Here is an 11863-nt window from a genome sequence, read left to right as displayed (position 1 = left end):
AAGAGCAATCGAGCAATGCCGAGCGGTTCCGACAGTCGCAGCCCCGTGAGCAAGACCGGGGCCAAGTCAGCCAAAGCCATCAAGGCTGCCACCAAGAAGAAAAAAGGTGTACCTGCCGGGAAGGGCCTGCCGAAGACTCGCCAGATTCCATGGATGACGGTGGGCGCGGTCGCTGTGGTCGTCGCCCTCATCGGACTTCTGGCCTGGAACATCTTCCCGAAGTATCTCGAGAAGCGGGACGCGGAGCGCTTCAGCCCGACCGCTGAAAACATCGATCCCTCGACTGGCATCGACGGCGTCGAACGCCTCGAGTTCAAGGGTTCGCTGCACATCCAGCCTGGTCAGCGCGTCGCATATAAGCAGACGCCGCCGATCGGCGGACCGCACGACCAGGTCTGGGCAGCCTGCAACGGCTTCGTCTACCCGACCGCCATCCGAACCGAGAACGCTGTGCACTCGCTCGAGCACGGTGCTGTCTGGATCACGTACAACCCGGACAAGGTCGACAGCGAGACGATCGAGACGCTGGGCGACAAGTTCGTCGACGGCAAGCCCTACACGTTCATGTCGCCCTATCCCGGCCAGGATTCGCCGATCTCGCTGCAGGCCTGGGGCCATCAGCTGAAGATCGACAACGCCGACGACCGCCGGATCGGCCAATTCATCGCCGCGCTACGCCAGAACCCGTACGAGGACTCGTTCCTGTTCCCTGAGAAGCGCGCGAGCTGCGACGCTTCCCCGGGCGCCTTCGATCCGGACAACCCGCCGCCGTTCGATACGTCCCCGCTGCCGGCCGATGCCGTTCAGCCCGACGACCCGAACCTGCAGCCTGATCCGATCGAGCAGCCGGGCATCCCGGGGATGCCAGGGCTTCCGGGCGATCCGAGTATTCCGGGCCTCCCGGGTCTGCCTGGCGATCCCAATGCGCCCGTCGTCCCGCCGGGTGGCGATGCCCCGCCTGCACTCGACCCGAACGCTCCCCCGGCCGTCCCAGCACCGCCGCAGTGATGACTGCCGACGACGTTGCCGCGATCGAGGAGACCGAGCCGGCTCGGCGCAGCCAGCGCACGACGCTGACCGTGCTGGGGCTCGTTGCGGCCGTTCTGCTGGGCTTCGCGATCGGCTTTCTGGCGCGTATTCCGCTGGAGGACAAGGAGACACCGACACCGGCCGACGATTCGGTCGATGTCGGCTTCCTCCAAGACATGACCGTCCACCACATCCAGGCGGTCACGATGGCTACGTACGCGCTGAAGGGCGCAACCGATCCCGCCGTGCAATCGCTGGCGTTCGACATCCTGACGACGCAGCAAACGCAGATCGGCGAGATGCAGGGGCTGTTGACGCTGTGGGAGAAGCCGCTCCTGCCGCCGCCGGGCGAGGGTTACATGGCCTGGATGACCGACTCCGACCACGGCCACGACATGCCCGGCATGGACATGGGCAGCCACTCCGGACCGGTCGACAAGATGCCCGGCATGGCCAGCGACGAGGAACTCAAGGCGTTACGGCAGGCGCAGGGCCCGGCGTTCGACACGCTGTTCCTGCAATTGATGCTGCGGCACCACCAGGGCGGGGCATCGATGCTCGCCTACGCGGCGGACCACGCCGAAGTCGACGCGGTCCGCAATCTGGCCCGTGCGATGCTGGCGACGCAGGACAAGGAATCCGCGCAGATCACCGAGATGATCACGCAGCGCGGCGCCCAGCCTTTGCCGATGAATTAGGTCGTCGAGCAGGCGATTGTCGCGCAAACCACTCGGCGTTTGCTCGGCTGTCCGCCTGCTCGGCTGGTCCCAGGGCCGACTTTGGTCCGGCGCGCAGTGTGCGTTAGGGTTACACCGCCCAACGGCGACACCGATTGTTCGGTGCGCCCCCGTAGCTCAGGGGATAGAGCGTCTGCCTCCGGAGCAGAAGGCCGCAGGTTCGAATCCTGCCGGGGGCACTCTCTTTCGACACACGGCGTTCTCCGTCCTGGATTCATGACGAATGCCACCCAGAATCGATTTCCATTTGGGCGCGCGGTTTCATAGGCTCCCCCGCATGGCAACCCCGTATCCCAAGGTGTATTTCGGCGACAGCATCGTCGGCTCAGCGCAGGCAACGCTGGGAGTTGCCACGTCTGCGGTGCTATACGGGCTGAGCGTCTACACGGTTTTCCCGGTGCACGTCGACGGCACCCGCCGGACCGCGTTCCGTCTGCGTGATCACTTCCAGCGACTCGTGGAGTCCTGCAAGATCATTGGTATCGACCAGTTCGCGAAGGAATGGGACTTCGAGCGTTTCCTCGCGGTGACCGACGAACTCATCGGCGCAAACGACCCGGGACGTGACGTTTTCGTCCGGGCGACGGTCCACGTCGACGAATCGATCCCGGGCACACGGGTCCGCGGCTGCCACACCAAGGTCAGCATGTTCGTCTACAACGCCACCCCGATCGTCCCGCAGGACGGCATTCGGCTGAAGACGAGCCCGTGGCGCCGGATTCCGGACGACGCCATCCCGTCGCGCGCGAAAGTCAATGGCGCCTACGTCAATTCCGTCCTCGCGAAGCAGGACGCAATCGACAGCGGCTACGACGATTGCATCTTCCTCGACGGCAACGGCCACGTCTGCGAGCTGAGCGCAGCCAACATCTTCCTGGTGCGCGGCGGGACGCTCATCACGCCGGACCCGTCCTGCGACATCCTGGACGGGATCAATCGCCGGACCGTGCTGACGCTGGCTGCCGAAGAGGGCATCCCGGTCGTCGAACGGCACGTCGACATGACCGAGCTCTACATCGCCGACGAAGTCTTCGTGACAGGTACGTCGGCGGGCGTCGCGCACGTGGTCGAGGTCGACGGTCGAAGCGTCGGAGATCGTGTGCACGGACCTATCGCACAGACCCTGCGCAAGCGGCACTCTGCGACCGTCCGTTCGGATGCGTTGCACGGCTGGGTGACCGAGCTCAGCTGATCGAATAGATCGCCGTTTCAGTTGCCTTGACGACGAACTGAACGACCTTTCCCGGCGTCAGGTCGAGATCTGCCGCTGCGGCGGGGGTGACGTCGGCCATCAAAGCGGCATGATGGCGGTCTTCCTCGCCGCGGACGCGGATGAGGTCGCCGCGATTCTCGATCTCAGCGATGGCAACCGTGAAGTGGTTGCGTGGACTGCCGGTCGGCAGGTCCACGTAGACGGCGACCGCGGCGGGGCTGAAGACGGCAACAGCGCGCTCCCCCACCGCGATCGGTTCCGCGGTGGCGCCGTAGACCGATTCCCCGGCATCGGTGCGCAACACTCCGTCGGCTTCGATTCGGCCGCTGCGCAGATTGATTCCCGCGATTCGCGCAGCGAAAGCACTACGAGGGCGTGAAAGTACCTGCCGCACTTCGCCTTCTTCGACGACCTTCCCACCGTCCACGACAACCACGCGGTCTGCCAGCGCAAGCGCGTCGAGCGCGTCATGGGTCACCAACAGCGCTGTTCGTTCGCCACTGCGCAGCACTTTCCGCAGCAGGCTTCGCACAGCCGGTGCCGCTGTGACGTCCAGAGCCGCCAGCGGCTCGTCGAGAAGCAACAGGCGTGGATCGGCCGCGAGCGCCCGCGCCACCGCAACTCGCTGCGCTTGACCGCCGCTGAGCGCACTGGGTCGCCGGTCGGCGAACTCGAGCGCGTCGACTGCCGTCAGCCATTCCCGGGCTTTGACACGGGCGTCCTGCCGCGAGGCCCCGGCGCTGCGCGGCGCGAACTCCACGTTCGCGGTGACGCTCATATGCGGAAACAGCAAGGCCTGCTGGGCAAGTAGCGCAACGCCGCGCTTGTGGGGCGGTACCTCGACGCGCCCTTCCGTGTCGGTAAGCACTCGGTCGTCGAGTTCGACGTATCCGCTGTCGGGGCGTAGCAAGCCCGCGACCACGTCGAGGAGCGTCGACTTGCCTGCGCCGTTCGGCCCGAGCACGGCAGTCACCGTGCCCTGCGCTACGGGCAGTTCGACGTCGAAATCGCGATCTCGCACGACCGCGCGGACGAGAAGCCCACTCACAACGCACCTGCGGCGGTCCGCCGCCGGACCGCGACCACTATAAGTATCGCCACAACCACCAGTACCAGCGAAAGGGCAACCGCCGCATCGGCATCGGACTCGCGCTGCAGGTAGATCTCGAGGGGCAGCGTCCTCGTGACGCCCTCCAGACTGCCGGCGAAGGTCAGCGTCGCACCGAATTCGCCCAGAGCCCTGGCAAATGCGAGCACAGCGCCCGAGAGCAGACCCGGCAGCACCAGTGGAAGCGTCACCCGCCGCAGCACGGTTGTCGGCGAAGCGCCCAGTGTCGACGCAACCGCTTCGTAGCGCTGTCCTGCGGTGCGCATCGCGCCTTCGAGACTCACGACGAGGAACGGCAACGCGACGAAGGTCTGCGCGAGCACAACTGCCGTGGTGGAGAATGCGATTCGGATACCGACCACCTCGAGGTACTCCCCGAGGAGCCCTTTCCGGCCGAAGGTGTAGAGCAGGGCGATTCCGCCCACGACCGGCGGAAGTACCAGTGGCAGCAGGATCAGCGACCGCAATACCGGCAGACCGCGAAAATTGCTGCGCGCCAGCACAGCTGCCATCGGAATGCCGAATACCACGCACAGAGCCGTACTCACCGAAGCTGTGCGCAAGCTCAATTCCAATGCGGCAACCGAGGATTGCGAGGTGACCAGCTCGACGAACCGGCCCCACTCGACGGTGCCGAGCATCGCAACCAGAGGCAGAACGACGAACAATCCACCGACAACGGCAGGCACGTAGATCCACGACGGCAGACCGGTGCGCGGACCGGCGTGCCGTCGCGTCCCGATCATGCGCCTCCGAAACCTGCCTTGCTCAGCACGTCCTGGCCCTTCGGACCAGTGACGAGGTCGACGAATTTCTGGGCAAGCGTAGCGTCCGCGGAATCTTTCAACGTGACGATCGGGTAGGTGTTGACCGCGCCCGACGACTCGGCGAACGGCACCGCCGTGACGTTGTCACCAGCCGCGGCAGCGTCGGTCACGTACACGACTCCCGCATCCGCCTGCCCCGAGGTCACCTTGTTGAGGACGTCGGTAACGCTCTGCTCTTCGCTGACCGGTGAGATGTCGGTACCGGTGGCGTCCTCCACCTTCTTGGTTGCGTTCCCACACGGCACCGCGGGCGCGCACACCACGACTGACACACCCGGCTTGGTGAGGTCGGCGAACGAACCGATGCCATCGGGGTTGCCCGGTGCCACCACGATCGTCAGCGTGTTGGTCGCAAAGTTCACCGGCGTTCCCGCCGCGAGCCCGGCGTCGGTGACCTTCTTCATGTTGTTCGTGTCCGCCGACGCGAAGACGTCTGCGCGAGCGCCGGAGTCGAGTTGGGCCGCGAGGTCCGAGGACCCTGCGAAGTTGAACACCAGGTCGGTGTCTTTGTTGTCGGCCTCGAACTGCTTCTCCAGCTCGGTGAACGTGTTCTTCAACGACGCTGCCGCAAAGACCGTGACGGTCTGCTTGTCGTTGTCGTCCGACCCGCAACCAGCAACGAGCGCCACCGATAGGGCACCGACCAGCGCAATTCCAACTCCGCGATTCACGACTCTCCTAGTGGGGTCTCCACGATCACCGTGGTTGCCTTGACGACCGCGACAGCGACGCTGCCGGGCTCCAACTTCAACTCGCGCACCGCCTCGGAACTCATCAACGAGACAACCGTGAACGGACCGCATTGCAACTCGACCTGAGCCATCACCTTGTCGGTCACAACATTGGTGACGAGGCCGACGAAGCGATTGCGGGCAGAGCTTCCGACGCCGAGCGGATCACGGGCCGCGGGCGCCGAATTGGACCGCGCGAAGCTGGCGAGGGTCGCGCCGTCGATCACTTTGCGGCCGGATCCGTCTGCGGTCGCCGGCAAGCTGCCGTTGTCGACCCACCGGCGGACGGTGTCATCACTGACACCCAGCAACTCGGCGGCTTCACGAATCCTGAACTCGGGCACGCCGAGATAATAGATCGGCATCTGCGGATGTAGCAACGCAAAACAACCGCAGATACGGAGAAATGAGGGTCTGCGGCCCTGTGCGCGGTTAAAGAGTCCATGGACTCGGCAAGCGCGTACGGGGTCAGCCCAAGCACACTTTCGGCGCGAGGTAGGTGCGGTCGCGGGAGTCGAAAGCCCACAGATGCGCGCAGTCACTGCACTGCAGGAAAACCTGCGGTCCCTTGTTGCTGAGCAGGTACTGCCAGTGGTTGTCGCAGTTCTTGCCGCTACCGCAGTCACCGCAACCCACGTTGTGCGCGCAGGCCGGGCAGGGCAACCATGCGCGCCGACCGAAGTCAGCGGTGGGATCAATTGGCATGATCACGCACCGCCCTGTTCGGTAGGACGCCTGCGACCACCAACTCGTCGTAGATGCGCTGCTGGTCGCTGTCGAGACCGGAGTAGAGCATGTCGTACGCCTGCTCTTCGGCCGCGAGCACCGCGATCGGATCCCAATCGTCACCGATTGCCTGCAGCACGGCGGAACGACGATGCGCTTCGCCAAGCGTGAGGTCGAGGCTGAACTCCAGTTCGCCCGCTTCGGCACTCATACAATCACCCTCAATCCACAAATGCGAAAGGTTAGGCTCCCTTAACTTTGCGCATGATCACAATGACGCACGTCACGTTCTGGATGAGTTTTCCGCCTCTTGACAGCCATTTGTCACTGGCAAGATCACAGTCATGACAAAGGCCTTGCTGTTCGACGTCCAAGGCACCGCGACCGATTTCTTCTCGACGGTTCGCGACGAAGCCGTCCGGATCGACGCCGGACGGAATCCAGAAATCGACTGGACAGGTTTCGTAACTCGTTGGCGAGCAGCCTACTTCGCGGGGGTTGCAGCTGTACCCGTCGATTCCGGCACGTGGACGAGCGTGCATTCGATTTACCGCGGAACCCTGGACGGGCTGCTCGACGAGTTCGCGATCCGCTATTCCGAGCCGGAAGCGGCGGAACTCGCCCTCGCCTGGCAGCGGCTGCGCCCGTGGCCCGACGCCGTCCCCGGCCTGAATCGACTCCGCACCCGCTTCACTCTCGCGACGCTGTCGAACGCCGATGTCAGCGCCGTCGTGAATATGTCGAAAACCGCCGGATTGCCGTGGGACGCCATCTTCACCGCAGAGATGGCGCAGGCGTTCAAACCCGATCCGGCCGTCTACGCCATGGCAGCGACCTATCTGGGCCTGCGCCCTGCCGACATCATGATGGTGGCGAGCCACAAGTACGACATCCGCGCCGCCGCCGCGCTCGGATTCCGGACCGCATTCGTTGCACGACCGCTCGAGTTCGGCCCCGACGGCGCTGTCGACCTCGAGTTCGAGGACGAGTTCGACATCAATGCGACCGACTTCGAGGATCTTGCGAACAAACTCGACTGCTGACGGCCTATTCTTCCGCGGTGGAGATTATCGGGATCGTCCTGTTCATTCTGCTGATCGTCGCCGTCGTGGTGCTCGGCTACCTGGTGAACAAATTGGTGCTGGTCCCATCTCGCCAGACAACGGGATATCGCCTCTCCCAGAAGTACCCCGCCAAGGAGATCGTCCGCGAACAACGCCTCACGCGCTTCCTCGGTCTCGAGTCTGCGGGCACGTCTCCGGAATCCGTGCTGGGCACGTTGGTCATTGCGGCCGGCCGACTCGGGTTCGTCTCTACGGACGGCGAACACGACTTCGAAGTGCTGCTCGAAGACATCCACAAGGTCGACCTCGTCGGCTCCCACCTAGGGTTCGCGACCGAGATGCCGCTGCTGCACGTCACGTACGAAGGTGTCACAGGCGTCGACAGCGTGGCGTTTCATCTTCCGTTCACAGACGAGTGGCAGCTGGCGCTGACCAATCTCACCAAACCTGCCTGAGCCGAGCCATGAGCCTCGTCACTGCCGACGAGGTCCACCTGCTGTTCCGTCCCAATAGTTCGATTCACGCTGGGTGAAACTCGTGACCGAACTGCCCCGGTGCGTTCCGATGAAAGCGCGGGCCGCGAGGTCGGCGTTGCGCTGCGCGCACCGCACCAGCGCTCCGCACTATCGGCGAACGGCAAGGGAAAACAATGGTTCTGGTACGACGAGGGTTACGGGCTGCCGCCGCCATCGCAATTGCGGGATTCTCGACTCTGGCAGTTGCGCCGGCCGCGGAGGCCGAATCGACAGTTCCGCTCAACGGCCTCTTCGCGCTTTCACCGGGCGTGTGCTCGGGCGGCGCTGTCAGCGGCAGCTTCTTCCGGATGATTCTGCCGACAGGCGATGCGAGCGGTCCGTTCCTGTCCAACAGTGACTCCGGGTGCAGTGACCAAAGCGTCACGCCGCTCTCTGCGGGCAGCGATGGCGGGTTGCTGAGCGGCTCGTATCAACCACAGCCAGCGCAGGCGTTCGACGGCAGCGGCAACGCGACGTCGGGCAGCGTCACGACGCCCGTGCGGTTCTACGGAGTCGGCTTCGCTACGGCGACCAATCCGGTCGACCCGCAAACCGGCGGCGGGACAGCGCTCCCCCAGATCTTCGCGACCGGGAATGTCCTGAGCGGCGACCTCAGCGCGCTCGGCGTGACCTGGAACAACCAGGTGTTCAATCAGGGCTCACCGAAGCCCGGAGGCGGTCTGCCGGGTAAGACCAGCGGAATTCGCGGCACGATCGACCCGGCCAACGGCAGCTTCGTCATCGAATGGACGAGCCAGATCGTCGGCGGACCGTTCAACAATTTCACGGGCTTGTGGCACCTTGCCGGTCAGTACCGCGGCGGTACCGCACTCACCCCAGCCGCCGGGCCGGCTCCCGCAGCGCCCGTTCCCGGCACTCCGGCCGCCGCGTTGCCCGCCGCCCCGCCTGCGACCCCGGCCCCTGGGGGACCGGTGCCCGATCCAGGCACTCCCGCCGTAGTCCCCGCCGCTCAACCGGCGCAATCCGTGGCAGATCCGGCGTTGGCAGCGCGCACGATCGACGTCCCGCGCGAGCACAACCTCCCGATCTGGGTGATCCCCGCACTCGTTGTCGGCGGCCTACTCGGTGTGGCGCTCTTCTTCAGCGCCGACCGCATCGCCGGGGCACGGAACCGATAGTGCCCGCCCCGCCGACACCCTCCGATACCTCGGAGCTGCCCGCATACGACGATCACGCCTCCTGGCACAGTCGCGCCGTCGAGCGCGGCTCGCCTGCACAACCGCATGTCGCATTCGCGGTGGTCGCCGCTATCGGGGTCGCCCTCATCCTGCTACCGATCGTGCTCGGGATGTTTCCGCGGTCGGCGAAGGGCGAACGCATGCTTGCCGAGTTCGGCCCATATATGTCGACGGCTCACGTCGACAGCTTGCAGGCCGACCTACAGGCAATCGAGGGTGCTCGCCAGAATGTCCTCACACTGCAGGGATCCGGGAACGCCCCAACCGGCCAATATTCGTACGTCGATACCTTCGTCCGCGACTATCCCGCGATTCGTGCGGACATGTCGTCGATGCTCGACACCATGTCGGCCAACGTTGCCAACTACGAACAGCTTTCGTCCCTTCCGCCCTTCTCGGCGATGCCGTGGTTCTTTGCACTGCCCGGCGCCGCATTGACGGCAATCGGCATCATCGGGTTTCGCCGTGCGCGCCGCGGCGATCGCTCACCGGTTCTGACAGCTGCCGGAGTGCTCCTCGGAGCAGGACTCGTCATCGCACCGCTTGCATTCGGCATATTCGAGAAGGCACCTGCCGCCGACCCAATTCTCGACGACTTTTCGACCGTGCTGACTCACGACGAAGTTCGAAAAGTGCAGGGCTACTTCGTGACCCTCGTCGGCGGGCAGGGCGAACTGAACAGCCGCTATACCAAGGCAGTGCGGGACAGCCATCCTGCCGCCGACCTCGGCGGCATCGACGAGCTCGAAAACCGTTGGCAACCGATGACCTCCGAGTTTGCCGGCCTGATCGGCGTCATGAACGACAACGTCGAGAACTTCGATTCCGTAGCGGCACTCAACGATTCGACCACTGCCATCGGCTTCCGCGCCTTCGGGCAGCTGGGCTGGTTCTTCGTTCTGCCCGGTGTCGCGACAGTGGCAGCTCTCGGCGCAGGACCCGTTCGGAAACTGGTGAAGAGAAGATGAAGATTCGAAGCCTGTTGTGTGCGTTGACTGTTGCCGGACTGCTGTTCGGATCCGGCTGCGCAAGCGACGACGCCGCGCCGAAAGAGGCGGCCGCGACCAACGAACAACTCGTCGGATTGTTCCGCCTGACGCCGGGCAGCGTCGACGGCGACCAGGTGATCGGCTCCTGGTTCCGTATGGTCCAGCCCGGCGGTACCCCGGAGGCCGGTCCGTACATGCCGAACGGCGATTCGGTCGTGCCCGGCGGCTTCGCGACTCTGCTCGAACCAGGGGCCGAGGGCGGCCTTCGCACAGGCGGCTATCAGTCCGAGCCCAATCCCGGTTTTGCTGACGGCAATTCGCTGGCGAGCTCGATCATGAAGCCGACCAAGTTCTTCGCCGTCGAATTCGGTGTATCTACGAACGCACTCGATCCGCAGACGCAGCGCGACGTCGCGGCGCCGTCGGTCGTCAACAACGGAGGCGTCCTCACCGCCGACCTCTCGGCCTGGGCCGCATCCTGGAACAACCAGGAGTTCAACCAGGGCGCGCCGAAGCCGAAGGAACGCGAGGGCGCTCAGGTTGCCGGAGTCGCCGAAGCAAAACAGGTCTGGGACTGGGTCGCCAAGACGTGGCTGCACCAATCGAACGACGTTGCAGGCGAGGGACCGTCGGCAACGGGCACCTACGACCCCGAGACCAAGAAGTACACATTGGAGTGGACGAGCCTGATCGTCGGCGGACCGTTCAACGGATTCACCGGAGTCTGGCATCTCGAAGGTGTCTACGAGCCCGGCGCCGAAGCCCCGCAACCACCGCCCACCCCTGCCCAACCCGGCAACTAGAGCCAGATCAGCACGGAAAGATATGGGAGACATGACCGAACCGACTCGCACCCCGCGTAAGGGTCTGGCCAACGCCATCCGCTTCGTTGCCGCACTGGCAGTAATCGGCAGCTCGGTTGCCGTCACAGCGCTGACGGTGGACCGCAACGAAACAGTGGCCGTGGTTGTGCCACAGGCACACTCGGCAGCAGTACCCGCTCAACCGGCACCCGACCCCGCTGCGCCGGCGGCGCCTGCCGCGCCTGCACCAGCGACCCCCGCAGCTCCGGCGCCAGGGGCGTCGGTGCCTATCGGAACCGGTAACAGTGCACCGGCGACGTCGGTGCCGCTCGGCGGTGGCGGCGCCGCGCCGTCGGCCGTCGTGCCGGGGATAAGCCCGTCGGTTCCGCTCAACCCTGCTGCGCCCGGTACCGGCAGCCCGTTCGAGACCACAACTGTCGACACACAGCCGGCCTGCCCGCTCGGCTGGCCGAAGCCGGAACGGCAGGGCGGACTTGCCTCCCTGATCGGTCTTGCTCCGCTGGCGGGGCCGTTCTCGTCGGAGGCATTCGCGCTCGGCTCGGTCTACCAGCCGCTGCTACGGCTGGCCGGCCCGATTCTCGCGGAGATCTCGCCTGTCATCGCGCAGTACCAGCCGCTGATCGACCCCATCATCAAGAACGTGCAGGGCGTGGAAGCCGTTGTGCTGGAAGCCATCCTGCCCTACTACGGCCCCTACCGCGGACAGCTCATTGCAGCGGAGGGTGAAGTGGCCAAGGTGCTGGCACCGATCCTCGATCGGGTGTACAACAGCGAAGCTGCCGCGTGCCTCGTCGCCTGGCAGGACCAGGTTATCGATGCCGCTCAGGGTGGTCGCATCACCGTCGCGTCGCTCGCGCGCCCGGGCACGGTCGTCGAACTCGGGCCCGTCGAAGGCTGATGG

Annotated in this window: 15 protein-coding genes and 1 tRNA gene; 10 read left to right on the top strand and 6 right to left on the bottom strand. The window is 65.1% G+C overall.

What is annotated here, in order from left to right; translation table 11 throughout:
* Window positions 1-15 precede the first annotated feature (15 nt).
* From JGU72_RS26260 to JGU72_RS26245, 4 genes are all read left to right on the top strand, one after another.
* Window positions 16-1008, top strand: coding sequence for a DUF3105 domain-containing protein (locus JGU72_RS26260; RefSeq protein ID WP_199687091.1), 993 nt, complete (start codon window positions 16-18; stop codon window positions 1006-1008).
* Window positions 1008-1727, top strand: coding sequence for a DUF305 domain-containing protein (locus JGU72_RS26255; RefSeq protein WP_199687089.1), 720 nt, complete (start codon window positions 1008-1010; stop codon window positions 1725-1727). Before JGU72_RS26260 ends, JGU72_RS26255 begins: the two co-directional genes overlap by 1 nt.
* Before the next feature lie 145 nt (window positions 1728-1872).
* Window positions 1873-1945: transfer RNA gene (locus JGU72_RS26250), tRNA-Arg, on the top strand.
* Between the two features lie 98 nt (window positions 1946-2043).
* On the top strand, window positions 2044-2958 hold the full coding sequence (locus JGU72_RS26245) for an aminotransferase class IV (protein WP_199687087.1): 915 nt from the start codon (window positions 2044-2046) through the stop codon (window positions 2956-2958).
* Here JGU72_RS26245 and JGU72_RS26240 read toward each other — a convergent pair.
* The 6 genes from JGU72_RS26240 to JGU72_RS26215 all read right to left on the bottom strand — a co-directional run bounded on the left by JGU72_RS26240 (window position 2951) and on the right by JGU72_RS26215 (window position 6582).
* Window positions 2951-4027 carry a sulfate/molybdate ABC transporter ATP-binding protein gene (locus JGU72_RS26240; protein ID WP_199687085.1) on the bottom strand — a complete coding sequence of 359 codons (1077 nt, stop codon included), beginning with the start codon at window positions 4025-4027 and terminating at the stop codon, window positions 2951-2953. The genes JGU72_RS26245 and JGU72_RS26240 overlap by 8 nt on opposite strands.
* Window positions 4024-4833, bottom strand: coding sequence for an ABC transporter permease (locus JGU72_RS26235; RefSeq protein WP_199687083.1), 810 nt, complete (start codon window positions 4831-4833; stop codon window positions 4024-4026). Before JGU72_RS26235 ends, JGU72_RS26240 begins: the two co-directional genes overlap by 4 nt.
* Window positions 4830-5585 (bottom strand): molybdate ABC transporter substrate-binding protein, encoded by a 756-nt coding sequence (modA, locus tag JGU72_RS26230; protein ID WP_199687081.1) that lies wholly within the window; start codon window positions 5583-5585, stop codon window positions 4830-4832. The genes JGU72_RS26235 and modA overlap by 4 nt, the downstream gene beginning before the upstream one ends.
* Window positions 5582-5989, bottom strand: coding sequence for a TOBE domain-containing protein (locus tag JGU72_RS26225; RefSeq protein WP_199687079.1), 408 nt, complete (start codon window positions 5987-5989; stop codon window positions 5582-5584). Before JGU72_RS26225 ends, modA begins: the two co-directional genes overlap by 4 nt.
* A 124-nt stretch (window positions 5990-6113) precedes the next feature.
* A complete protein-coding gene (locus tag JGU72_RS26220; RefSeq protein WP_233533038.1) occupies window positions 6114-6350 on the bottom strand; it encodes a hypothetical protein in 237 nt (78 codons plus the stop codon).
* The gene (locus tag JGU72_RS26215; RefSeq protein ID WP_199687078.1) at window positions 6340-6582 is read right to left on the bottom strand and encodes a DUF6400 family protein; all 243 of its coding nucleotides are present in this window, start codon (window positions 6580-6582) and stop codon (window positions 6340-6342) included. The genes JGU72_RS26220 and JGU72_RS26215 overlap by 11 nt, the downstream gene beginning before the upstream one ends.
* Before the next feature lie 133 nt (window positions 6583-6715).
* On the opposite strand from JGU72_RS26215, the gene JGU72_RS26210 reads away from it, so the two are divergent.
* The 6 genes from JGU72_RS26210 to JGU72_RS26185 all read left to right on the top strand — a co-directional run bounded on the left by JGU72_RS26210 (window position 6716) and on the right by JGU72_RS26185 (window position 11860).
* A complete protein-coding gene (locus tag JGU72_RS26210) occupies window positions 6716-7414 on the top strand; it encodes a haloacid dehalogenase type II (protein WP_199687076.1) in 699 nt (232 codons plus the stop codon).
* A 17-nt stretch (window positions 7415-7431) separates the two neighbouring features.
* Window positions 7432-7890 carry a hypothetical protein gene (locus tag JGU72_RS26205; protein WP_199687068.1) on the top strand — a complete coding sequence of 153 codons (459 nt, stop codon included), beginning with the start codon at window positions 7432-7434 and terminating at the stop codon, window positions 7888-7890.
* A gap of 194 nt (window positions 7891-8084) precedes the next feature.
* Window positions 8085-9089, top strand: a complete 1005-nt coding sequence (locus JGU72_RS26200) for a hypothetical protein (protein WP_199687066.1) — start codon at window positions 8085-8087, stop codon at window positions 9087-9089.
* Complete coding sequence (locus JGU72_RS26195) at window positions 9089-10117, top strand: hypothetical protein (RefSeq protein WP_199687064.1); 1029 nt, start codon at window positions 9089-9091, stop codon at window positions 10115-10117. Before JGU72_RS26200 ends, JGU72_RS26195 begins: the two co-directional genes overlap by 1 nt.
* A complete protein-coding gene (locus JGU72_RS26190) occupies window positions 10114-10941 on the top strand; it encodes a hypothetical protein (protein ID WP_199687062.1) in 828 nt (275 codons plus the stop codon). The genes JGU72_RS26195 and JGU72_RS26190 overlap by 4 nt, the downstream gene beginning before the upstream one ends.
* A gap of 31 nt (window positions 10942-10972) precedes the next feature.
* A complete protein-coding gene (locus tag JGU72_RS26185; RefSeq protein WP_199687060.1) occupies window positions 10973-11860 on the top strand; it encodes a hypothetical protein in 888 nt (295 codons plus the stop codon).
* The last annotated feature ends 3 nt before the right edge of the window (window positions 11861-11863 follow it).

The sequence above is a fragment of the Antrihabitans auranticaus genome (assembly GCF_016481275.1).
Classification (GTDB): Bacteria; Actinomycetota; Actinomycetes; order Mycobacteriales; family Mycobacteriaceae; genus Antrihabitans.
The sequence above is the reverse complement of the archived record's forward strand: the minus strand, read 5'-3'. Positions and strand labels throughout refer to the sequence as shown.

Coding starts and splice junctions, on each gene's coding strand:
- JGU72_RS26220 (WP_233533038.1), bottom strand. CDS start 6,350: ATGCCAATTGATCCCACCGCTGACTTCGGTCGGCGCGCATGGTTGCCC.
- JGU72_RS26235 (WP_199687083.1), bottom strand. CDS start 4,833: ATGATCGGGACGCGACGGCACGCCGGTCCGCGCACCGGTCTGCCGTCG.
- JGU72_RS26260 (WP_199687091.1), top strand. CDS start 16: ATGCCGAGCGGTTCCGACAGTCGCAGCCCCGTGAGCAAGACCGGGGCC.
- JGU72_RS26185 (WP_199687060.1), top strand. CDS start 10,973: ATGACCGAACCGACTCGCACCCCGCGTAAGGGTCTGGCCAACGCCATC.
- JGU72_RS26255 (WP_199687089.1), top strand. CDS start 1,008: ATGACTGCCGACGACGTTGCCGCGATCGAGGAGACCGAGCCGGCTCGG.
- JGU72_RS26245 (WP_199687087.1), top strand. CDS start 2,044: ATGGCAACCCCGTATCCCAAGGTGTATTTCGGCGACAGCATCGTCGGC.
- JGU72_RS26210 (WP_199687076.1), top strand. CDS start 6,716: ATGACAAAGGCCTTGCTGTTCGACGTCCAAGGCACCGCGACCGATTTC.
- JGU72_RS26215 (WP_199687078.1), bottom strand. CDS start 6,582: ATGAGTGCCGAAGCGGGCGAACTGGAGTTCAGCCTCGACCTCACGCTT.
- JGU72_RS26190 (WP_199687062.1), top strand. CDS start 10,114: ATGAAGATTCGAAGCCTGTTGTGTGCGTTGACTGTTGCCGGACTGCTG.
- JGU72_RS26200 (WP_199687066.1), top strand. CDS start 8,085: ATGGTTCTGGTACGACGAGGGTTACGGGCTGCCGCCGCCATCGCAATT.